Source organism: Ruania alba (assembly GCF_900105765.1).
Taxonomy (GTDB): Bacteria; Actinomycetota; Actinomycetes; order Actinomycetales; family Beutenbergiaceae; genus Ruania; species Ruania alba.
Genome location: NZ_FNTX01000001.1, coordinates 1,916,554 through 1,939,954, shown reverse-complemented (window position 1 = coordinate 1,939,954; position 23,401 = coordinate 1,916,554). Strand labels below are relative to the sequence as shown.

Annotated in this window: 17 protein-coding genes; 7 read left to right on the top strand and 10 right to left on the bottom strand. The window is 64.3% G+C overall.

Features of this window, described 5'->3' with window-relative positions; genetic code table 11:
• Positions 1-57: 57 nt before the first annotated feature.
• The 3 genes from BLU77_RS08910 (at position 58) to BLU77_RS23175 (ending at position 6,939) form a co-directional block, all read left to right on the top strand.
• Positions 58-4,914 carry a DEAD/DEAH box helicase gene (locus BLU77_RS08910; protein ID WP_245708738.1) on the top strand — a complete coding sequence of 1,619 codons (4,857 nt, stop codon included), beginning with the start codon at positions 58-60 and terminating at the stop codon, positions 4,912-4,914.
• A 181-nt stretch (positions 4,915-5,095) separates the two neighbouring features.
• Complete coding sequence (locus BLU77_RS08905; protein ID WP_281242104.1) at positions 5,096-6,076, top strand: ParA family protein; 981 nt, start codon at positions 5,096-5,098, stop codon at positions 6,074-6,076.
• On the top strand, positions 6,073-6,939 hold the full coding sequence (locus BLU77_RS23175; protein ID WP_089772605.1) for an SIR2 family protein: 867 nt from the start codon (positions 6,073-6,075) through the stop codon (positions 6,937-6,939). The genes BLU77_RS08905 and BLU77_RS23175 overlap by 4 nt, the downstream gene beginning before the upstream one ends.
• Positions 6,940-7,122: 183 nt before the next feature.
• Here BLU77_RS23175 and BLU77_RS08895 read toward each other — a convergent pair whose 3' ends face one another.
• The 4 genes from BLU77_RS08895 to BLU77_RS08880 all read right to left on the bottom strand — a co-directional run bounded on the left by BLU77_RS08895 (position 7,123) and on the right by BLU77_RS08880 (position 11,468).
• The gene (locus tag BLU77_RS08895; protein WP_089772604.1) at positions 7,123-8,346 is read right to left on the bottom strand and encodes a family 1 glycosylhydrolase; all 1,224 of its coding nucleotides are present in this window, start codon (positions 8,344-8,346) and stop codon (positions 7,123-7,125) included.
• 32 nt (positions 8,347-8,378) lie between these two features.
• Complete coding sequence (locus BLU77_RS08890; RefSeq protein ID WP_245708737.1) at positions 8,379-9,215, bottom strand: carbohydrate ABC transporter permease; 837 nt, start codon at positions 9,213-9,215, stop codon at positions 8,379-8,381.
• The gene (locus BLU77_RS08885) at positions 9,215-10,105 is read right to left on the bottom strand and encodes a carbohydrate ABC transporter permease (protein WP_089772602.1); all 891 of its coding nucleotides are present in this window, start codon (positions 10,103-10,105) and stop codon (positions 9,215-9,217) included. Before BLU77_RS08885 ends, BLU77_RS08890 begins: the two co-directional genes overlap by 1 nt.
• A gap of 70 nt (positions 10,106-10,175) precedes the next feature.
• The gene (locus BLU77_RS08880; protein WP_089772601.1) at positions 10,176-11,468 is read right to left on the bottom strand and encodes an ABC transporter substrate-binding protein; all 1,293 of its coding nucleotides are present in this window, start codon (positions 11,466-11,468) and stop codon (positions 10,176-10,178) included.
• Between the two features lie 93 nt (positions 11,469-11,561).
• Here BLU77_RS08880 and BLU77_RS08875 point away from each other — a divergent pair, with 93 nt between their 5' ends.
• Both BLU77_RS08875 and BLU77_RS08870 read left to right on the top strand, forming a co-directional pair.
• Positions 11,562-12,563 carry a LacI family DNA-binding transcriptional regulator gene (locus BLU77_RS08875; protein ID WP_089772600.1) on the top strand — a complete coding sequence of 334 codons (1,002 nt, stop codon included), beginning with the start codon at positions 11,562-11,564 and terminating at the stop codon, positions 12,561-12,563.
• Between the two features lie 89 nt (positions 12,564-12,652).
• Positions 12,653-12,916: a hypothetical protein gene (locus tag BLU77_RS08870; protein ID WP_089772599.1), complete on the top strand. Its 264-nt coding sequence runs from the start codon at positions 12,653-12,655 to the stop codon at positions 12,914-12,916.
• A 222-nt stretch (positions 12,917-13,138) separates the two neighbouring features.
• Here the strand turns inward: BLU77_RS08870 and BLU77_RS08865 are convergent, their stop codons facing one another.
• From BLU77_RS08865 to BLU77_RS08840, 6 genes are all read right to left on the bottom strand, one after another.
• Positions 13,139-13,930, bottom strand: coding sequence for a carbohydrate ABC transporter permease (locus BLU77_RS08865; protein ID WP_089772598.1), 792 nt, complete (start codon positions 13,928-13,930; stop codon positions 13,139-13,141).
• Positions 13,930-14,850 (bottom strand): carbohydrate ABC transporter permease, encoded by a 921-nt coding sequence (locus BLU77_RS08860; RefSeq protein WP_089772597.1) that lies wholly within the window; start codon positions 14,848-14,850, stop codon positions 13,930-13,932. Before BLU77_RS08860 ends, BLU77_RS08865 begins: the two co-directional genes overlap by 1 nt.
• A gap of 54 nt (positions 14,851-14,904) precedes the next feature.
• The gene (locus BLU77_RS08855; protein ID WP_089772596.1) at positions 14,905-16,236 is read right to left on the bottom strand and encodes an ABC transporter substrate-binding protein; all 1,332 of its coding nucleotides are present in this window, start codon (positions 16,234-16,236) and stop codon (positions 14,905-14,907) included.
• 43 nt (positions 16,237-16,279) lie between these two features.
• Positions 16,280-18,262, bottom strand: a complete 1,983-nt coding sequence (locus BLU77_RS08850) for an ADP-ribosylglycohydrolase family protein (protein WP_089772595.1) — start codon at positions 18,260-18,262, stop codon at positions 16,280-16,282.
• 65 nt (positions 18,263-18,327) lie between these two features.
• Positions 18,328-19,326, bottom strand: coding sequence for a LacI family DNA-binding transcriptional regulator (locus BLU77_RS08845; RefSeq protein ID WP_089772594.1), 999 nt, complete (start codon positions 19,324-19,326; stop codon positions 18,328-18,330).
• A 132-nt stretch (positions 19,327-19,458) separates the two neighbouring features.
• Positions 19,459-20,328 (bottom strand): helix-turn-helix transcriptional regulator, encoded by an 870-nt coding sequence (locus tag BLU77_RS08840; protein WP_175477000.1) that lies wholly within the window; start codon positions 20,326-20,328, stop codon positions 19,459-19,461.
• A 34-nt stretch (positions 20,329-20,362) separates the two neighbouring features.
• On the opposite strand from BLU77_RS08840, the gene BLU77_RS08835 reads away from it, so the two are divergent.
• On the top strand, positions 20,363-21,982 hold the full coding sequence (locus BLU77_RS08835) for an FAD-dependent oxidoreductase (protein ID WP_217632381.1): 1,620 nt from the start codon (positions 20,363-20,365) through the stop codon (positions 21,980-21,982).
• A 57-nt stretch (positions 21,983-22,039) separates the two neighbouring features.
• A complete protein-coding gene (locus BLU77_RS08830; protein ID WP_089772592.1) occupies positions 22,040-23,362 on the top strand; it encodes an ABC transporter substrate-binding protein in 1,323 nt (440 codons plus the stop codon).
• The last annotated feature ends 39 nt before the right edge of the window (positions 23,363-23,401 follow it).

Below are 23,401 nucleotides of genomic sequence, written 5' to 3'. Positions count from 1 at the left end.
GGTGCACAAGTTCGAAAGATGACCACTGTACCGCGACCTATACGGCAGGATGGCCCTGTGAAGACCGTTGCTGATCTCCTCGACAAGTTGTACTACGCCTCGACGTCCGAGGCCGACAAGGGCGCGAGGTTCGAGCGGCTGACGCAGGCGTTCCTTCGTGCGGACGTCTCGTGGGCGGACCGGTTCGCGGACGTGTGGCTGTGGACTGAGTGGCCGGGCAACGGTGGACGCCGGGACGCGGGGATCGATCTGGTGGCGCGTGAGCGCGAGAGCGATGAGCTGGTGGCGATCCAGTGCAAATTTTACGACCCGCAGACCAGGTTGACGAAGGCGCACATCGACTCGTTCCTCTCGGAGTCGGGTAAGGACCCGTTCGCGCGGCGGATCGTGGTCTCGACGGCGCTGGAGTGGGGGCCGAACGCGGAGGCGGCAATCCACGAGCAGACCAAGCCGGTCTCGCGGATGGGGTTGAGCGACTTCATCGAGTCCTCGATCGACTGGGAGCAGTTCTCCTTCGAGACCCCGGAGTTGTTGGAGCAGAAGGAGCGCAAGCAGCTGCGCCCGCACCAGCGCAAGGCGCTGGAGGAGGTGCGGGACGGTTTCACGGCCAGTGGCCGGGGCAAGCTGGTGATGGCTTGCGGGACGGGCAAGACGTTCACCGCTTTGAAGATTGCCGAGGACCAGGTGCCCCTGGGTGGGCGGGTGTTGTTCTTGGTGCCCTCGATCGCGTTGTTGTCGCAGACGTTGACGGAGTGGTCGATGGAGGCGGCGGAGTCGTTGCGCACGTTCGCGGTGTGCTCGGATGGCAAGGTCGGCCGAGGCGGCGCACGGGCGGGTGAGGACGTATCGGTGGTGGACCTTCCGATCCCAGCCACCACGGACCCCGTGAAGCTGGCAGCGGCTGCGAGTGATCCGGATCGGGAGTCGGGCCGGCTGACGGTTGTGTTGGCGACGTATCAGTCGATCGATGTGGTCCATCAGGCCCAGCAGCAGGGGTTGGGGGAGTTCGATCTGGTGATCTGCGACGAGGCGCATCGCACCACGGGCGCGACGCTGGCAGGGCAGGAGGAGTCGGCGTTCGTCCGGGTGCACAACGCCGACTACATCCGCGCGGCCAAGCGCCTGTACATGACCGCCACTCCCCGCATCTACGGTGATGCGTCCAAGACGAAGGCCGGTCAGGAGCAGGTGGTGCTGGCCTCGATGGATGACGAGGATCTGTTCGGGCCGGAGTTCCATCGGCTTGGGTTCGGGGAGGCGGTGGAGCTGAATCTGTTGACCGATTACCGGGTGCTTGTCCTCGCGGTCGATGAGGGTGCGGTCTCGCGCACGTTCCAGGGGGATTTCTCCGCGCACGGTGAGTTGAACCTGGATGATGCGGCGCGGATCGTGGGGTGCTGGAACGGGCTGGACAAGCGTGGCAACACCGACGGCGACTTCGCCTCGGATCCGGAGCCGATGCGCCGGGCGGTCGCGTTCGCCCGCGACATCAAGTCTTCCCGGGCGTTCAGTGAACTGTTCGCGTCGGTGACCTCGGACTACGCGCGCCTGTCCGGAGTGGGCGATGACGGTGACCGGGATCCGCTGTCGGCCGGGGTCCGGCACGTGGACGGTTCGATGAACATCATGCAGCGCACGGCCGCGCTGGATTGGCTGAAGGAGCCGGCCGGTGAGGACGAGGCCCGGGTGCTGTCCAATGCCCGGTGCCTGTCGGAGGGGGTGGACGTGCCGGCGCTGGATGCGGTGATGTTCCTCAACCCGCGCAAGTCCGAGGTGGACGTGGTGCAGTCGGTGGGGCGGGTGATGCGCCGCGCCCCGGGCAAGCGGTACGGCTACATCATCCTGCCGATCGGGATCCCGGCAGGGGTCAGCCCGGAGGAAGCGCTGGCCGACAACGACCGCTACCGGGTCGTCTGGGAGGTGCTGCAGGCCCTGCGCGCTCACGATGAACGGTTCGAGTCGATGATCAACAAGATCGACCTGAACACCGGCCGCGATGACCGGATCCAGATCATCGGCGTCGGCGGCGACGACGAGGACCTCGAGGGCGACTCCGCCTCTCCCGATCGGGGCGCCCAGGGCGTGTTCGACCTGGCCTCGTTGGGCGAGTACCAGGATGCGTTGTACGCGAAGATCGTGCGCAAGGTCGGCTCGCGCCGGTACTGGGAGGACTGGGCCAAGGACGTCGCCGACATCGCCGAACGCCATCGCACCCGGTTGCTGGACATCATTGCCACCGGCCACGCGGCCGAGGAGTTCGCCGAGTTCCACACCGCGCTTCGCCACAACCTGAACGAGGGCATCAGCCGCGAGGACGCGGTACAGATGCTCTCTCAGCACCTGATCACCAAACCGGTCTTCGACGCTCTGTTCACCGACTACGACTTCGCGGCCAACAACCCCGTCTCGCGGGTGATGCAGACGATGCTGGAGACCCTCGAGGGCGCCCAGCTGGAGTCCGAGACCGAATCCCTGGAAGGGTTCTATGAGTCCGTGCGGGCCCGGGCGGCGGGCATCGACAACGCGCAGGGCAAGCAGCGCATCATCGCCGACCTGTACGAGCGGTTCTTCTCCCTCGCCTTCCCCAAGGCCGCCGACGCCCTCGGCATCGTCTACACCCCGGTCGAAGTGGTCGACTTCATTCTCCGCTCCGTTGACCACCTGTCCAGGGCGCACTTCGGCAAGGGTCTGACCGATGAGGGCGTGCACGTGCTGGACCCGTTCACCGGCACTGGCACCTTCCTGACCCGGTTGATCGGCTCGGGGCTGATCTCCCCGCATGACCTGGCGCGCAAGTACGTCGGCGAGCTGCACGCCAACGAGATCATGCTGCTCGCCTACTACATCGCCGCCATCAACATCGAGACCACCTACCATCAGGCCCGCCGCGACCACGCCGGCAACGAGAATGAGCCGACGGCGGAGACTGCGCCCGTTGTGCCGGGGGAGCCGTTCGGCGGGATCGTCCTCACCGACACCTTCCAGATGACCGAGGACGACGAACTCGACGACCAAGCCGTCTTCACCACCAACAACGACCGCGTCAGCGCCCAACGCCGCCTCGACATCCGCGTCATCGTCGGCAACCCGCCCTACTCCAAAGGGCAGACCTCCGGCAACGACAACAACGCCAACCTCAAATACCCCAGCCTCGACCGCGCCATCGAGGAGACCTTCGCCGCCCGGTCGCGAGCGACGAACAAGAACTCCCTCTACGACTCCTACGTGCGCGCCATCCGCTGGGCCCTGACCCGCATCGGCGACGCCGGTGTCATCGGGTTCGTCACCAACGGCGGCTTCATCGACGCCAACACCGCCGACGGCCTGCGTCAGACCCTCGCCGAGGAGTGCACCGACATCTATGTCTACAACCTGCGCGGCAACCAACGCACCAGCGGCGAACAGTCCCGCAAGGAAGGCGGCAAGATCTTCGGCTCCGGATCCCGGAACACCGTCGCCGTGACCTTCCTCGTCAAAGACCCCACCAACACCGCGGGCAAGGCGACAATCCGCTATCGCGACGTTGGCGACTACCTCACCCGCGAACAGAAACTCGACACAGTCGCCAAGTCCACGATCGAGCAGCTCGACTGGCAGGACATCACCCCCAACGACGCCGGAGACTGGATCAACCAACGCACCGACGCCTTCGACACCTACCAACCCCTCGGCGACCGCACCGGAACCCCGATCTTCGCCACCTACTCGCGAGGTCTATCGAGTGGCCGCGACGCCTGGGTCTACAACGCCTCGACCGAGAAGCTCACCGCCAACGTCTCCCGCATGGTCGACTTCTACAACACCGAGGTCGACCGGTTCGAGCAGTTCGTAGACGAGCACCGCATTGCCGACCCTAAGAAGCACGTCGGCGACTTCATCAACAACGACCCCACCCGGTTCAGCTGGAACCGTGCCGATCGCACACAACTGGCACGCGGACGCCGCTACGAGGTGCGACCCGAGCGACAGTACGTCGGTCTCTACCGGCCCTTCACCAAGCAAGCAGCGTGGTTCGACGCCGAACTCAACGACATGGTCTATCGCATGCCGTCGATGTTCCCGACGCCGAACCACCCCAACTACGGCTTCGTAGTGGTGGCGCCTGGGTCTGATAAGCAGTTCAGCACCCTCGCTGTCGGCACGGTCCCTGATCTTTCATTCTGGGGCTCGGGGCCGAGCCAGTTCTTCGCTCGATACACGTACGAACGAGTCGACGACGGAACGCTAGAACTGGATGCCGACGTCATCGACGGTTACCGGCGGATCGACAACATCACCGATGTCACGCTCGCGACCTACCGACGCTGGTACGGCAACGACGTCACCAAGGACGAGATCTTCGCCTTCGTCTACGGCCTGCTGCACTCGACCGACTACCGCGAACGATTCGCCGCAGACCTCAAACGCTCCCTCCCACACATCCCACGCATCGCAGCCGACGATTTCGCTCCCTTCGCCGACGCAGGCCAGCGCCTGCTCGACCTCCACATCAACTATGCGTCAGCCGAGCCGTATCCGCTGACGGTCACCGGCGAACCTGCGTGCCTCGCCGGTGAAACGACCGAGGAAGCCTTTGACGCCTACCGAGTGCGGAAGCTGACCTATGCGGGCTCGGTTCGGAACAAGGACCGCTCCGTGATCGTCTACTCCCCGACGATCACGGTCACCGGGATACCCGAGGATGCGCACCAGTACGTCCTCGGCACGCGCACCGCCCTCGACTGGATCCTCGACCGCTACCAGATACGTACCGACAAGTCCTCCGGCATCGTCAATGACCCGAACGATTGGGCCCGCGAGGTAGGCAACCCACGCTATATCTTGGACTTGATTGCCCAGGTGACAGCAGTGTCCGTTGAGACTGTGCACCTCGTGGGATCGCTACCGCCCTTGCGGCTAGTGAATCAATCATGATGGCAATGAAATTGCTGAGATATGTGTTTTGGTTCCTATATACAAGTCGGCGGTCCGCAGCGCGCGCGAATTCGTTGAATAGCGATGCTCGCAGTTTCAAACGTAACTGCGTCGAGCCAGTAAGGGTTTGTACGCACGGCACGAACCGAGCCAGTGGAGGCAAAAATTGAAGTCAATTGCAGTGTTCAACAATAAGGGGGGCGTGGGTAAGACCACTCTTCTTTGTAATCTGGCGGCGCACCTAGCGTCGAGGCACAATAAGAAGGTGCTAGTGATCGACGCCGATCCGCAGTGCAACGCGACGCAGAGTCTATTCGATGATGAGACAGTAGAGGCCTTCTATAGCCGCGGCAAGTTCACGGTGTACAGCGTCGTTCAGCCACTTTCTCGTGGGAAGGGATTTTCGAAGGTTCTTCGACCTGAACGGAGTTCCAACTTTGGAATTGATCTGCTGGTCGGCGATCCAGAACTTGGATTGACGGAGGATCTTCTCGCAACAGACTGGGTACAGGGAACCGCGGGAGATGTACGTGGACTCCGAACCACACTCCTATTCTCGCACCTGCTCGAGCTGTGCGAGGAGTATGATTTCGTATTCTTCGACATGGGTCCTTCGCTTGGTTCAATCAACCGTGCCGTATTATTGAGTTGCGACTACTTCATCACGCCGATGTCCCTGGACATTTTTAGTCTCAAGGCGATTGAGAATATATCGAAATCGCTTCGAACTTGGAAGCTGCGATATCAACGAGGCCTGGATGCAATTGTCGATCCGAAAGAGGAGCTCGAAGTGGGGGATCCGCGGTGGCGCTTGTCTTTTGGAGGATATGTTACCCAGCAGTATACATTCAAGCGTGATTCCGATGGGCAGCCGCGTCCGGTTAAGGCTTTCGAGCGGATCATGCGCCGTGTTCCAGAGGTTATCAAAGAGAATCTGCTCGACGAGTCAATGCCAGATATGGCGGATGAAGATCTCCATCTTGGGTCGATTCCGACCCTTCATTCCTTGGTTCCTTTGAGCCAGTCTAGCCGGAAGCCCATATTCGAGCTTTCTGGCAGCGATGGAGTTGTTGGAGCCCATTTCAGTAAAGTCCGCGAGTTCGATCAGATTATTGGCAAGATTTCGACGAAGTTGCTTTCGAATCTTGAAGGTTCGCGATGAAGTGGCCCGATGAGCTGGTGGGCGATATTGCTCGGCGACGAGCTGTACTTTACTTGGGCGCCGGAGTCTCGGCATCTGCTGCGTCAGAAGATGATAGGAGGCCGCCGCAGTGGGAGGAGTTCCTATTGCGTGCAAGGCGTCGTCTCGGAAAGCGGGTTCCGTCAGACACTGTGAAGCAATTGATAGATTTGGGAGACCTCCTCGGTGCGTGCGAGCTGCTTAAAGCGTCTCTAGATGAGTCATGGCCAGAGTTGCTGAAGCAGGAGTTCGTTGCACCAAAGTTTCGCCCGAGTCGTTTGCACAGACGACTTCACGAGCTTGATCTTCCCATCGTTCTAACCCCTAATTTCGACGCTGTGTACGACAACTTTGTTTCAGCTGAGACCAATGGTACAACCGTGGTGAAGCAATACTATGATGCGGATCTTCCTCTCTTCTTGCGCAGGAGCTATCGATTCGTTCTCAAGATGCATGGATCAGTGTCCGAGCCGAGTAGAATGGTCTTCACTCGGAGTGAATATGCCCGCCTTCGATCTGAGCATGCTCGCTTCATGGAGTTGATGGGTTCGTTGATATTGACTCATACATTTCTGTTCGTCGGTACGAGCCTGAATGATCCCGACCTTCGACTATTCCTGGAAAACTATCATCATTCGCATCCGAATAGTCCGCCCCACTATATGACTAGTCCTCGTTCGGAAGTTTCGCCGCACCTCGATGACAGTATTCGCAAGAATATGAATTTGAAGCTACTACGGTACTCTCCCGAGAACGAGCATTCAGACCTAGTTGAGAGTATCTCGGATCTAATATTGCGCGTCGAGAGCGAGCGTCGAGTGATTGCCGACTCGGAGTCTTGGTGACTGCGAACTGCTGCTGAGTTGCTGGGTCTTTGGGCGACTTCATCGAGAGCGTCGTGCTCGTGCGGCGCTGATCTGGATAGTATTTGCGGACTGATCGGTTACGTATATGGCGAACTCTACTACAGGCCAATTGCGTTCGGGGCGCCGCTGGTGGCCGGTTTAAGGCGTGCAGATCCCTTGTTTTCATACCGTATGTGCAGCCCTGTTGGCCACGTCGCTGAATGCTCCCAGCGCCGCGTTCGGCACCCGCTCCAACACGCCCCCCGCCGTCCTCCTCAACTCCAGCAACCCCAGGTGGTTCCAGTGGTTGTCGGCGCTGTCGGTGTCGTACCGGTACAGCCAGTCGATCAACGAGAAGAACGGGAACCACGTGTACCCGGTGATCAGGACGCCGTCGGCACGCAGCTCCTCCAACGCCGCCAACGACTGCTGCAGCCACTGGATCTTCGCCTCGGGTGATTCGTTCCGTGAGGTCTCGGTGATCGCGATCGGGAACCCGTAGCGCTCGTGGTAGGCCCGCACCAGCTCCACGAGCCCCTCGACCCCGCCTTCGCCGGGCACCTCGGCACCGTCCGAGTCGAAGGACAGCGTCGTGAACCCGGGGTAGTAGTTCACGCCCATCACGTCCGGGGTCTTCGCGTTCTCCCGGAACCAGGCCAGTTTCTCGTCCGTCACCCCATGCTCACGCAGGTGTCCGAACAGCGAGTGCTCCTCATCCACCCGGCCAAGCACCAGATCCGTCGCGATGAACCGCCACTCCTCCAGGTGCTCGCGCGAGTGCCCCGGGAAGTGGTCACCGGCATACCGGAACCCCGCGTCCACGAACACGATCTCCGCCTCCGGTGCCACCGCATGGATAGCCTCCTGAGCCCGCGACATCCCCTCAGCCACCGCCGTCACGACCTTGACGAACCCGTCCTCACCGGTCAGGTACGGGGGCCAGCCGCCGTCGCGGCCGCACCACTGGGCGTTCACCAACGGCTCGTTCGCCGGCGTGAACGACGTGAACACGCCCCGGTAACGCTCGGCCACCGCCCCGGCATACCGGGCGAAGTACTCCGGGTACTTGGCATTGATGAACGAGTTGTCCAGCCACAGCGGTGTCCCGTAGTGCAGCAGGTCCACCACGCAGTGCAGCCCGATCTCCTGCATGTGGGCGGCCACCTCGTCGATCCATGAGAAGTCGAACTCCCCCGGGCGAGGCTCCACCTGGAACCACGGGATGCCCCACCGGATGAACTCCGCCCCGGCCTCCCTCGCCAGGTTCAGGTCCTCACGCCAGTACTGGTAATGCTGGGTGAGCTCGTACTCGTCCAGCTTGCGATGGCCCACCCGCTCCTGCGGGATGAACGTGTCCTCGATACCGACACCCATCGCGATCCGGTCCGGGGAGAAGAAGTGCGTCATGAGCTGCAAACAGTCCTAACTGGTCTCGTGCGTTACTTGATGCCGGTGGTGGCGATACCGGTGACGAACGTGCGTTGAATGAGGAGGAAGAACAGGATCAGGGGGATCAGCGCCAGCACCGAGCCGGCCATCAGCAGCCCGTACTCGACCACGTGCTGCCCGGCGAACAGCGCCAGCCCGGCCGGCAACGTCGCGCCGTCAATCGAGTTCGACATCACCAGCGGCCACAGCAGGTCGTTCCAGTTGAACTGGAAGTGGAACAACCCCAACGTCAGCAGCGCCGGTGTGGTCAGCGGCAGCATCACCCGGGTGAAGATCCGCCACTCACTCGCCCCATCGATCCGCGCCGCCTCCTCCAGGTTCTTCGGCAGGGCAAGGAAGAACTGGCGCATGAAGAACACCCCGAACGCATTCGCCGAGCGGGGCACGATCATCCCGGCCACGGTCTGACCCAGCCCGAGGGAGTGCACCAGGTCATACAGCGGGATGATCACCGCTTGGTAGGGGATCATCAGCATCACGATGATGGCGATGAACGCCGCCGTCTTGCCGCGGAAGTCGAACCGCGCCAGCGCATACCCGGCCATCGTGTCGAAGGCCAGGGAGAGCACCATCACCGAGCCGGCGAAGATGATCGTGTTCCCGTACAGCTGCGCGAACGGGATCGCCGACCAGATCTCGGAGAAGTTCTCCAGCGTCCACGTCTGCGGTAACAACATCGGGGAGGCCGACGCTGCTTCGGCGTTCGGTTTGAACGCCGTCAGGATCGACCACACGATCGGGAAGATCATCGCCAGCCCGATCGCGAGCATGGCCACGGTCAGCGCGACAGTCCACGCGCGGCGCAGCGCGGGGGATGTGGTGTGCATCAGTACCTCACCTGCTTACGTCCGAAGTAGAAGTACTGCGCCATCGACAGCACCAGGATCAGCAGCAGAAGCACCACCGACACCGCCGAGCCGTACCCGAACTCCAGGTTGTTGATCCCCACCCGGTTGACCATCACCACCAGCGTCTCGGTGCTCATCGCCGGCCCACCGTTGGTCATCACCTTGATCTGGTCGAACACCTGGAAACTGGCGATCGCGGCCAGGATGCTCACCAACATCGTCTGGTTGCTCAGCAAGGGCATGGTCACCGCACGGAACTTCTGCAGGCGACTTGCGCCGTCGAGCTGGGCGGCCTCGTAGAGGTCGCGGGGGATGGACTGCAGGCCCGCCAGGAACATCACCATGTAGAAGCCCACGTTCTTCCACACACCCACGGCCATGACGGCGGCCATCGCCGTACCCGGTTGGGCCAGGGCTCCCTGCGTGGGAGCCAGACCGACCCCGTCCAGCCAGTGCGTGACCAGCCCGTAGTTCGGGTCCAGCAGGAACCGGAACGCGATCGAGACGACGGCGAGCGAGACCACGAAGGGCACGAACACCGCCGTGCGCACCAGCCCACGCCCGAAGAACTTCGCGTTCAGCGCCATGGCCAGGCCCAGCGCCAGGGCGATGGTCACCGGAGTCACCACGACGGCGTAGATCACCGTGTTCTGGAAGGCGTTCGTGACCTGGTCGTCGCCCAGGAGCTCACGGTAGTTCGCCAGCCCCACCCACTCCGGGGGCGTGAGCAGGCTGTACTCGGTGAAGGACAGATAAGCCGTGCGCAGCAGCGGCCACGCCGTGAACAGGGTCAGCAGCACCAGCCCGGGGGCGAGGAACATCCACGCCGCCCGCGCCTGCCTGCCGGCAACCGTGCGACCGATTCTCATAGGTCATCCCGTGGTCGGTGGGTGGGCCCGTGTTTGCCAAACGAGGCAGGGCCCACCCGGGAGCGGATGGTCAGGAGCCGTCGTCGAGGATGGCCTGGATCTCCTCACCCGCGGCGGGGAAGAGATCGGCCACCTCACCGGTGCCGTTCAACGCCGACTGCAGCGCCGGGGTGAAGATGTCCTCGTTGATCTCACCCGAGCCGGGCACGCCCGTCAGGTAGGGGCGCACGTTGTCCAGCACCTCCGGTGCACCGAAGACGGCGGCCCATTCGTTGGTCACAGCACCCTCCGGCATGTCGGTGCGGATGGCGGGAAAGCCGGAGCCGTTGGCCCAGGTGGCCTGGCTCTCCACCGACTCCCAGAAGGCGAAGAACGTGAAGGCGGCGTCCTTCTCAGCGTCGGTGAGGCGCTGCGCGATGGTCATGGAGACCACGTCACCGAGGATCGACTGACCCTCCGGGCCCGCCATCGGCACCGTGACGTCGTAGTCCAGTCCGGCCTCGGTCAGGCCGGCCGTCATCCACGGTCCGTTGATGGTGATCGCGGCGAGCTCGGCCTGGAACAACTGGTCCGAATCGGCGCCGGACATGCCCACCGGGGTGATCTGCTCCTCGCGGATGAGATCCACCCAGCGCTCGGCGGCGGCCACGGTGGCCGGGTCGCCCAGCAGGGAGGTCGTGCCGTCGTCGGAGACCACACCGCCACCGCCGTTCCACAGGAAGCTCGGGAACACCGGGACCGTGGAGTGATCGCCCATGGCGAGCGGGTACTGCTCGGGGGTGCCGTCGCCGTCCTCGTCCACGGTCAGGTCCGGGATCATCTCCTCGAACTCGGCCCATGTGGTGGGCGGAGCCTCGGGGTCGAGCCCGGCTTCGTCGAACAGGGCCTTGTTCCAGTACATCAGGACCGGGCCGAGGTTCAGGGGTACTCCGTAGTTGACGCCGTCGTAGACGGAGGCCTGCACGGCGCCCTCGGCGAGGACGGAGGTGTCCATGTAGGTGTCGTCGGCGTAGAACTCGTCGGTGGAGCCGAGCACGCCGCGTTCGGCGTACTGGGGGAGCCGGGAGGCGCTCATCGCGACCAGGTCCGGTCCGTCGTCGGAGGTGGCTGCGGTGAGGAACTGCTGATAGAGGGAGTCCCAGGGGAGGGCCTCGGCCTCGATGGTGACCTCGTCCTGCGAGTCGTTGTAGGCGTCGACCACTTCCTGGAAGGCGGGGCCGTCCGGGCCGGTGAGGCCGTGCCACATGGTCAAGGTGACGGGGCCGCCGTCATCGGTAGAACCGCCGTCGCTGCAGGCGGCCAGGCCGGCCGCCAGAGCGAGCGCGGCAGCGGCAGCGGTGCCGGTACGTCGGGTGAGTCTCATGGTGCCTCCAGTGCTCTTGCAACGTTGAAAGACAGTGTCACTGTAGCCAACTGGAAGCGTTCGTGCAACGATGCAAGAAGGAAAGGGGATTCCATGGCAACTCTCAAAGATGTGGCGCAGCTGGCCGGAGTCTCACCACGCACGGTGAGTAACGTCGTCAACGATCAGCCGTATGTGGCGGGGGAGACCCGGGCGCGGGTGGAGGCGGCGCTGGCGGCGCTGGACTACCGGCCGAATCAACTGGCGAAGAGCCTGCGTACGGGCAAGATCGGGCTGCTCGGGTTCGTGGTGCCGGACCTGGCGCAGTCGCACTTCGCGCGGCTGGCGGCCGAAGTGGTGCAGGCGGCGACCGCCCGCGGTTACACGGTGGCCGTGGACCAGACGCATGGGGACATCGAGCGCGAGCGACGGCTGATCCAGCTCGGGCCGCGCGGTGCGATGTTCGACGGCGCGATCTTCCACCCCGAGGCGCTGCGGGCCGAGGACATCGAGCATCGCGAGTCGGAGTTCCCGCTGGTGCTGGTGGGGGAGCGGATCGCCGGAGATCACCTGGATCACGTGTATATCGACGACCGCGCGGCGGCGTATGAGGCGACGAAGAAGCTGATCGCTGACGGGCACCGGCGGATCGCTGCGATCGGGCTACGGCGGGCGGACTACGCAAGGACCGCGCACCTGCGCGAGGAGGGGGTGCGGGCGGCGTTGGCGGAGGCCGACGGCGTGGCAGCCGGGCATCACCAGTACGTGGAGCGCTACGACGCCGAGGATGGCTACGAGGCGATGGCGAACCTGGTCGACTCGGCCGAACGGCCGGATGCGGTGATCTGCTTCAACGACATGCTCGCCATGGGAGCGCTGCGGCGGTTGCACGAGCACGACGTCGACGTGCCAGGGGACATGGCCCTGGTGGGGTTCGACGACATCACCGAGGCGTCGTTCTCATTCCCGCCGCTGACGACCGTGGCGGCCGATCACGGTGAAATTGCCGAGACGGCGGTGAACGCGCTGATCGGGCGGATCGGGGAGCCGGGGGGAGCGGTGCGGGAATACCTGGTTTCGCATCGGTTGGTGGTGCGGGGGTCGACGCGAGGGTGAGGGATCGGCTAGCAACGGTACCTTGGTACCGCAGGGTTGACGGTAGCTCTCATGCGACATATGGTCGCGACTCGACCTAGGAGAACCTCATGACTCCCGCACTCGCACCTGTAAAGATCGACCCGGAGACGGACAACCTCCTCACGCATGCCTCCCACTTCCTTGGGGCTTCTAAGAAGGATGTGCTCGGACAGGCGCTGCGTGAGTACGTGGACAATCATCGCGACGAGATCCACGCAGGGGTGCGCGAAGCGCTCACCCACCTCGATGGCAGCACAGCGTCGGCTGTATCGCTGCTCACGGGTGCGAGTGCCGAGGAGATCGAGCGATACGGCGGGTTGCGCGAGTCCTGACGCGCTGCAGTGTCATGGGTCGCCGATACCTTCCGATCTATGACGAGCTGGCCAGGAGTACGCCCCACGATCCGATGCATCGAGTCTGACCTCGAGCTGACGCTGCCGCCGCTCGAGCAATCGCTGACAAGGCTCGATCACCCGATCGTCAAACGGGCGCAGGCGTTACCCGAAGAAGTTTCCGGGTCGCTCTGGCCACGCGATCGACCCGTGGGTACATGGCTACTTCAGCGCACCAGCGGTGAGGCCGCGCTCAAACTGCCGCTGGAAGGTCAGGTACGTGACGACGATCGGTAGGCACATCAGCGTGAGGGCCGCGAAGATCTTCGGCACATCTGACCCGTAGGTGCTCGTGAAGTACGTCGGGATCTGGGTGATGGCCTGCATCTCCTCTTCATGCATGAACAGCAAGGGCAGGAAGAACTCGTTCCAGGCGTTCAGGAACGACCAGATCACCACAACAGCGACAATCGCCTTCGACAGGGGGACGACGACGCGGACAAGAGTCACGAATGTGGTCGCTCCATCGATCTTTGCGGCATCGATCAGTTCATCGGGCACATTCGCCATGAAGTTGCGGGTCAGCAGGATCGTCATGGGCATGATGACAGCGGCAAGTGGGCCGATGACCGCGACATAGTTGTTGAACAACCCCAGTTCACGGACGACGATGAACATCGGCACTGTCAGCGCGATGCTCGGCAGCATCAGGCCGGCGACGATCGAAAGGAACAGCAACTGCTTGCCAGGCAGATCGAGCTTGGCCAGCGCGAAACCGGCGAGCACAGTGCACGCGGTCACAATCAGCACGGTGCCGGCGGAGATGATCACGCTGTTGACGATGAAGCGCAGGAAGGGCGTCTCGGTCAGAACTGCCGCATAGTTCGCCATCGCACCCTGGCCCTGGAAACTGATGGTCACGATCCAGAACAGCGGGAGGGCGAACGGCAGTATGAGGACGGTCGCCAGGACCTGATAGATGATGCGAGAGCGAAGTGTGACCCGTCCGAACATCAGCCCTCCCGGTCGAGTCGATAGATGCGCATCTGGATGACCGTGAGCAAGAGTGCGATCACGAGGACGACCATCGAGAGCGCTGCTCCGTAGCCGACGTTGAACTGCACGATCGCCTCCTTGTAGATGTAGGTGGTGAGGAACTCCGTGCTGCGGCCAGGGCCGCCCCCGGTGATCAGGAAGACGAAGTCGAACATCTTCAACGAGCCGATGACGCCGGTCAGCGCAAGCGTCACGTGGGTCATGCGCAGTTGCGGGACGACGACACTCCACACGGTTCTGACCGTGCCCGCGCCATCGAGTTGTGCGGCCTCCAAATGGCTGGTGTCGATCTGCGACAGCCCTGCTTGGTAGAGCAGGAAACTGAAGCCGGTCCAGGCGAAGATGTTCACGGCGGTCAGTGCGAACAGCGCGACGTCCGGGTCGGCGATCCAGGCGCGTTGAAGCGCGTCGAGGCCGACGATCCCGAGCAACTCATTGACCTTCCCGTCCGGATGGTAGAACTGCCGGAAGGCCGTCGAGACGGCGGCCGGTGCGAGCACCACGGGAATGAACACGATGGCTCGGTAGATGCCGCGGCCCACGACTGGACCGCTGAGGACCAGCGCGAGGAGCAGGCCGACGCCCATCTGGACCAGGATCGTCACGACGCCGAAGATCACGACGTTGGACAGCGCCGTCCAGAAGGTGGGGTCCGCAGCGATATCGGCGTAGTTTCCCGCGCCAACCGGTTCGGGGTCAGGGTCGATCCCGTTCCAGTCCAGCGTCGAGATCCAGGCGTTGTAGAACGCTCCGAAATAGACGATTCCTACGATGAACAGGAGCGCTGGCAGCACGTACAGATAGCCAGCGAGTCGAGTCCGCCGCGACCGCGTGGCCGAACGGCCCACCGTCGACGGCAGTTTCGCGGTAAGAGTCATGACTGTCCTCCCCGGGGCGAGGCTGGTCACGGCATCGCCCCCGGAATAGGTGGGCTACTGGCCGGAGGTGTCGATGGCAGCCTGGACAGCGGCCACGGCATCCTGCGGCGTCTGCTGGTCGGAGGCAACAGCGGACAAGGCATCGCCCAGTGCCGTGCGGACGTCAGCATCGTCGATCTCGCGCTGACCGACCATGTTCTCGAGAGCGGGGGCTTGCGCCTCGAGCGCGGCTTCCTGCTCCGCAGTCATGACGTCGGATACGTCAAGCGGCACGCTCGCCAGGGCAGGCTGTTGCACAGTGGCGGCCATGAGTTCCTGGCTGCTCGTGCCCGCCGTCAACCAGGTGACGAAGGATGCGGCTTCCTCCGTGACATCGCTCGCGGACGACACCGCGAAGCCCACGTCCGGCCCACCGAACAGCGTGCCCGTCTCGCCTCCTGGCACCATCTCCGGGAAGAAGTAGGGCATGAAGACGGTCTCGGTGTCGAAGTCCGAACCGTACGTCTCCGCGTAACTCTCCATCCGAGCGGTGGTGGTGTCCGCGTTCTGCCAGGTACCGAACGCGATCAAAGCTGCCTCACCCTGCTTGAAGGCATCGTTGGCGTCCGGGTACGCGGTGAGACCGAGTGCGCCTTCGTCGAAGATTCCCTCGGTGAAGAGCGACTGCCACACCTCGAAGGCTTCGACGAAGGGTTCGGAGGTGAAGTCACTCTCACCGGCGAGGGCCGTATAGAACTCACCGGGTGCGATCTGGTTGATGATTGCTTGGTAGACGTCGATGTTCTGCCAGGCATCCCGGCCGCCGTGCGCCATGCACGTCAGTCCTTCGGCCCGAATGTCACCGCAGAACGCGGTGAGTTCGTCGAACGTCGTCGGCACGGTCAGACCCAGTTCGTCGATGAGCGTCTGGTTCGCCCAGACCAGGCCGCCGCCGGTGACCATCCACGGCAGCGCCACCTGCTTCTCGTCTGCTCGCAGCTGATCGGCAGAGGTGAGTTGTTCGCTCCAGTCTGAGCCCAGTTCCTCCTCGATATACGGCGTGAGGTCCTCGGCGAGTGGCGCGAACTGATTGGTCAGCGCGCCCACCTGCAGGCCGAAGACGTCGGGGCCAGAGCCCGACTGGAGGGCCAGCTGGGTGGTGTTGACGTAGTCGGAGTACTGGATGAAGCGGTGGTCGATGGTGATGTTGTCGTGCTCGGCCTCGAATGCGTCGATGTACGGCCCCACGGTCTCGTCGCTGGGGTTCCACGACCAGAACGTGAGAGTGACGTCGCCGCCGTCCTCCACGGTGTCGTCACCGCTACCGCCGCAGGCAGAGAGCAGGAGCGTGGCGGCGGCTCCAGCCGCGAGCAGTGCCGCACCCTTGCGGCGTGGGTGGTGATGCATGATTGCTCCTTTCAACAGATGCGCCGTGGGCGGCGCACCAGGGTCAGTGACTGGTTGCCCACGGGAAACTGGTCCTGTCGATATCGAACTGGTAGTTGTGAATTCGTCCCGGCCCCGAGACTGCGAGATGGAGTTCGGCCGGCGGGTGTTGGCCGTCGTGCGCGATCTTGATCAGCACCTCGTTCCAACCCTCGCGAAGCTCCACCGCGGCACCGATCCCGTCGGCCGACTTCTGATTGGGACGGATCAGCCGGAACTCGTCGTTGCGGCCCGTCTCGACACCGTTGAGCCAGTACCGGATCGGAGTGCTGGGGTCGACGACGAGCCAGCCCGACCGGGCCGTGGGCACGTGCAGGAAGGCCTGCAGATACACCACGCCTGGTCCACTCCTGAAGGCATCAGCGATGCTCTGCCCGTGCCCCTCGGAGTGGATCTCTCGCCAGGTGCCGGGACGCCCGGCAGCAGTGGTGGCCTCGGCCGTAGCCTCCTCGGGCTCGAACACTGTGTCGAGCCAGGACCTCACGTCGCTGCCCTCGATCGGGTACACGCCCGTGAGGCGTGCGGCTGTCGTTCCGACCAGGACGACCGGGACCGTCGATGGGAGGGGATAGCCCTTCGGCGTCAGCTCGAGCGAGAGCCGGTTCGAGGGTGCGATCTGCTCCATCGTGAGCGCCGGGACCTGCCAGTTCAGGTCGATGCTCGCACCTGGCTCCACGGTGACCCGCTGGTCCTCCAGGGCAGGCCAGGACTCGGGCGCCCGCAATGCCGCCGTCACCTGGACCGGGTCGCGACGCCGGTTGCGCAACCGCGCACGGATCTCCCGGGCGGCGCCGGGTGCGATCGCCGGCGTACGCCCATAGTCGATCGTGACCTCGAGGTCGTCGCCTCCGAACGGCACCTGCATCGGGCTCGTTGCGTGCAACGCCTTGATGGTGTCGTCGGCGTACAGATCCTCAAGGGTCGTGGAGAAGGCTGCGGAGTCACCGAGGATCCCGTGGTGACGAAGCACCGGGCCGCTGACCTTCCGGATCCGAGCGACCAGATCGTCCAGATCGGCCGGGACAGGGTTGTCGCTGCCGCCGAGGTGGCGCACCCCGCCCCAGTCCTCGTTGGTGGAGATGCCGTTGCCGAGCGGCTCCACCCACTTCTGCGGCAGCCGGCTCGCGCCATGCAGGATGCCGAGGTAGCTGCCGATCGCGGCACCCGAGGAGTCGGTGTCGTAGCCGCAGTTGACCGTGATGCAGATGCCTTCGCCGAAGTCGGCCCCGTAGAGCAGTCCGATGACTTGGAAGCCGGTGTTGATCGGGGCGTACTGCGCGTTGTAATGCGGGGTCGCTGCCAGCACCGCCTTGCGCGCCTCCTGCCACGTGAGACCGGCATCTCGAGCGTCGACCGCCGCGTCGACCGCGACCCTCACCTGACTCTCCTTGGATACGTAGGACAGTGCGATGTCGATCAACAGCCGCGGGTCCTGCACGACGAACGCTGCCGACTCCAGAGCCGCGTTGAAGAGTTCGCCGTCGACCCCCTCGCCTCCGGCGTGGTCGCAAATGGCGTCCTGATAGGCCAGCAGCGCGGCCACGCGCGGGGCACCCGGTGCTACGCATGCCCAGATCTCAGACCTGATGGGGGAGCCCATGCAGTCGATGAACCAGTTGTTGTACCGGCCGCTGACCGGCGGCTCGAGTCCGAGGCGCAAGTTGAGCTTCGAGAGGCCGTACTCGTCGAAGTTGTAGCCGATGTGGTCGAGCCAGTAGCGCGAGAGGTCCCGCGCTGTCAGGCCGGGGCCGATCTCTTCGAGTGCTTTCAGCCAGACGAGCTGCATCTCGAAGTCGTCGTTGGGCAGTCCACCTTCCTGCAGCTCCGGGTACCACCAGACATCGAAGGGCTCCTCCTGACCCCAGGCGACCTCGAGCGGCGTACCGAGGGTGCCGCCGGCGTTCTTCCCCTGCCAACAGCCAAAGACTCGGTCGCGGTAGTCCTCGCTGTTGAGGTCAACGGTGAGCGTGCTCTGGTCGTGCGTCATTCGTGTCCTTCGTTCTCGTCGTCGGTGTGCGGTGTGCGGTGTGCGGTCAATGCGCAGATGCCTCGCTACGCCAGCGGTGCGCAGGACTCGCGGATGATGAGCTCGCTGTCGAGCCGCACCTCGGTAGGGGTGTCGTCAGCGGTGCCGGAGAGTCGGTCGAGCATCAGTCGCACTGCCTCCTCGCCGAGACGCCGGATCGGCTGGGCGACCGTTGTCAGCGGGGGAGTGGAGTGCGCCGCGAGGTCGACGTCGTCGTATCCGACAACCGAGAGGTCATCGGGCACCCGCAGGTGGTGTCGGTGAGCTGCCTGCACCACTCCGAGAGCGGTCGCGTCGTTGACGGCGAAGATCGCGGTAGGTCGAGGATGCTGGTCAAGGAGCGCCGTCATCGCATCGAAGCCGAAGTCGCGGTTCAACGGACCGACCTCGACCAGTGACTCGCGTACCGGGATACCGTGCTCGATCAGAGAATCTTCGTAGCCTCGGTAGCGCCCGCTTGCCATGGTCGCGCTGCCGATGAACGCGATGTCCCGGTGCCCCAGACCGGCCAGGTAGTCGACCGCCGTGCGCGATCCGGTGTAGGTATCAACCGTCACGAGGTCGATCGACATCGGCTCGGTGCGCAGTCCAATTCCGACGATCGGGACGTGGCGGATCGCTGCCAGGATTGCCGCCTCCAGTTCCGGACTCTCTGGTGGCGTGATGATGATTCCGTCGACGTCGTGGCTGCGCAGGAGGTCGATTGCCTCGATCGCGACGGTGGGGTCGGCCATCGAGTCCGACAGGACGACCCCGTAGCCGTGTGTCCGCGCATAGTGATTGATCGCCGCTGCCACCTCGGCGGTGAAGGGGTTGCGCAGATCGGAGACGACGAAGCCGATGAGTCCCGTCTTCCTCGTCTTGAGGCTTGCCGCAGTCCGGTTGTGCACGTATCCGAGTTCGGCGACGGCGGCCGCGATCTTCGTCCGACTCGTCTCGCCCACATAGCCGTTGCCCGTGAGATATCGCGACACGGTGCCGATCGAGACCCCAGCGAGTGTCGCGACGTCATACGCGGTGACCAATGCGATCTCCTTCGACCATGTGTAACTGGTTACATATGGAACCGGTTACACACTAGGTCGAAGGGTTCTCGTGGTCAAGGGCGGTCTTCGTCGTTGTCGTTTCCGGAGCGCCACGGAACGCGCTGGCCGGACTTACTCAGCTCGGGTCGGTGAACGTGCCGCGTCGGAGGCCCCGTGGCGACCGGACCACGCACTCGTGCGGAGCTGGGTAGGAGTCTGCCCCGTGGCCTGCTTGATCTTGCGGGCGAAGTGGAAGCTGGAAGCGAACCCGGCCCGCTCCGCGACCCTGGTGACCGGTAGTCCGCTGCTGGTGAGTAGCTCGACACCGAGCGTGACCCGGCGGTCCCACAGGTACTTCGTGGGCGTGGTCCCCATGTGCTCTCGGAACAGCCGGATGAGGTACGGGCCGGTGACGTGTGCGGATCCCGCGATGTCGGCGAGGGTGATGGGCCGGCCGAGATTGTCGTGGATGAAAAGGCGCGCCGCCTCGATCGGCTCCGGCAGTGCGGCGGGGAAGTTCTCGAACTCGGCGACGAATCGCCACAGCAGTGCTGTCGCCAGCGCGTCGACGAGTGCACCGTGCGCTGTGAGTCTGGTCTGCTCGCTGGCGACGGCCTCGCGTGAGATGTAGGTCAGGGCGGCAGAGAGCCGACGGGTCGGCCGGACGGACTCCAGCCATTCACGCATGCCATCAGTGAGGTCCACGGGGGTGCCGCGGACCAGTGTCTGACGCGTGAGTGCGTCGTCGGCGAAGGCGACAACGTCGGCATGCCCGGGCAACAAGATGCACATCTGGCCGGCAGGGACGACGTACGGCTCGCGATCGTCGACGGTCACGAACATGGCGCCTGCGTGGATGAGGAGCATCTGAATCTCGGTCTGGGTGCGCGGGCCGACAGTGGTGCCCGGTTCGTGCTCCACGGTGCGCGCGACGCAGTCAACAAGGCGCAGTCGGCGTGCCTCCAGGTCAATCCTGGACACAGACGGGTGTGGTGTGGCCATACCGGAATGTAACCACGGGCGCAAAGATGACGGCATGAAGAACATCCACGCGAAGGTGCTGGTCGTCGGTGGCGGGGTCGGCGGAGTTGCCGCTGCGCTGACCGCCGCTCGGCGCGGCCTCCATGTCGTTCTGTCGGAACCGACCCGCTGGATCGGTGGCGTGCTGACCTCCCAGGCAGTGCCACCGGACGAGCATCGATGGATCGAGCAGTTCGGCTGCACCGCCACCTATCGGCAGTTACGCGCCGATATCCGGGACTACTACCGGCGCCACTATCCGCTGACCGATACCGCTCGCGCGGACCGCTCCCTGAACCCCGGCGCCGCCAAGGTCTCCGACCTCTGCCACGAACCTCGGGTGACGCTCGCTGTACTCGAGGCGCTGCTGGCACCCCACCGGGCTTCCGGCCGGGTGGAGGTGCGGCTCGAGCACGCACCGGTCTCCGCCGAGGTCGACCAGGACGCGATCCAGGCGGTCACGCTCGAACACCTGCCGACCGGTGACCTCGTGACCGTCGCAGCCGACTGGGTGGTCGATGCCACCGAGACCGGAGATCTGCTGCCACTGGCCGGGGTCGAGTATGTGACCGGCGCCGAATCGGCTGAGACGACCGGGGAACCGCATGCCCCATCTGCGGCGGCCCCGCTCAACATGCAACCGGTCAGTGTCTGCTTCGCGGTCGACCACCGGCCGGGCGAGGACCACCGAATCGACAAGCCGGCGCTGTACCAGCACTTCGCGGATGCGCGAATCGAACACTGGCCCGGAAGTCAACTGTCGTTCGAAGCGCCGCACCCCAAGCTGCTCACTCCCGTCCAGCACTTCTTCGAGCCGAATCCTGACGGCGACCACACCGCAATCCGTCCCGACTATGCCGACGAGCGGGTCGGGAGCATGGACAAGAATCTGTGGACGTTCCGCCGTATCGCGGCTCGGCAGAACTTCCAGCCAGGCGCCTATCCCTCAGACATCACGCTCGTGAACTGGCCGCAGGTGGACTACTGGGAGGGCCCAGTCATCGAAGGTCCCGACGGCGCACGGCACGCCGAGCGAGCGCGCCACCTCTCGTTGTCCTTCCTGTACTGGTTGCAGACCGACGCGCCCCGTCCGGACGGTGGCACGGGATGGCCCGGCCTGAAACTCCGCGGTGACCTGCTCGGTGATAGCCCCGACGGACTAGCGCTCGCGCCTTACATCCGCGAGTCGCGGCGAATCGTTGCCGAACACACCATCACTGAGCAGGAGATCGCTCTTGAGGTGCGTGGTAACCACGGCGCCGCCGAGCACCGCGACTCGATCGGCATCGGCATGTACCGCATCGACCTGCACCCCTCCACTGGTGGAGACCCCTACATCGACATCCCATGCCTCCCGTTCCAGGTCCCGCTCGGCGGGCTGCTGCCCGTGCGGGTGCGCAACCTGCTCCCGGCGGCCAAGAACATCGGCACCACGCACATCACCAACGGTGCCTATCGCATGCCGCTGGTGGAGTGGAACATCGGTGAGGTGGACGCCCACCTCATTGCGTTCTGCGAAGGGCGCGGCTGCACACCTTCCCAGGTTCGCGCCAAGGACGACCTGCTCGCCGACTTCCAGTCCGAGCTCACCGCATCCGGGGTGGAACTCGCGTGGCCACGCATCGCCGGCTACTGAACGTGGGCCGTGCATCAATCACAGACACACCCGTTCGAACCGTCGAAGGAGACGAACATGTCCGCACGTGCACGTCGAACCACCGCAGGGGCGATCCTGGTGTCCGCCGCACTCACCCTGTCCGCCTGCGCAGGCGGATCGGCAGAGGAACAGGGCGACGAAATCGTGGTCACCTGTGCCACCTGCCAGGAATCACCCACCGACCCGTTCCTGCAGTACAACTTCGAGGCGGCGACCCGGTTCAACGAGCAGTTCGCCGGTCAGTACCGCATCGAGATGCTCAACAACGCCAACGCAGGCTCCAGCGAGGACCGACTGCAGTACTACCAGCGCCTTGCCCTGGCTGATGACCTCCCGGACATCTTCCAGCTCAACTCCGCGGAGATCGCTGCACTGTCCGAGACAGGCGAGCTGCACGACTTCACCGGCAACCTCGACGCCGATACCGCGTGGGCAGAGTCGTTCCAGCCGGGCTCGCTCGACGCGCTGACCGGTGATGACGGTCAGGTCTGGGCGATCCCGCAACAGCGGGACCCGATCGGCACCTACTGGAACACCGAGTTGTGGGGCTCGGTCGGTTTCGACGAGTTCCCGACCACCTGGGACGCCTTCGAGGAAGGCGCTGCGGCCCTCGCCGAACAGGGCGAGCTCGCGTTGGCGCTCGACGGTGATTGGGCCACGATGCTGACCTGGACCAACCTCATCGGCACACAACCCGGAGGAGTGGACTTCCTCACCGCTGAGATCGCTGGCGGCGACTGGAGCAGCAACGAGGTGGTCGTGGCCGCCACGGAGCGTCTGCGCCAGTGGCATGTCGACGGCTATGTGAACTCCGACGCCTTCAGTGGTGACTTCTCCAATGCCGCCGCGGCCTACCTCTCAGGCGATGCGGCCACTGTGCCGAACGGGCCCTGGTTCGTGAAGACCAACCTGCAGACCGAGGCCGCCGCCGAGGGCCTGTACGAGCGCACCGGCTACGCCGTCTCGCCGGGATGGGACGACGGCCAGGGAATCATCGTCGTCTCCGGTGCCGGCTGGGTCTCCGGCGCCACCGACGACCCGAGCCAGGAGGCGGTGATGGCGTTCATGCGCTTCGTGACCTCCCCCGAGGAGGCCCTCACACAGGCTGTCGAGACCGGGGCCAACCCTGCCGTCGTCGTCCCGGACGCCGACCTGGAGTCCGCCGACCTGGAGCCGCTCTCAGCCGGTCTGGTCCTCGCAGCGGCCGAAGCCGAGTTCTCCTACCCGCATGTGCGGGTGTTCGGACCAGCCGGTTTCGGGCCCGCGTGGAAGAACCTGTGGCCCGCATATGTCAACGGTGAGATGGACACCGGCACGTTCCTCTCCCGATTGTCCGCAGACGCCTCGGCGGGTTCCTGATGGTGTCACCGTCCCTAGCCCGGCCGCGCACCAGGCAGC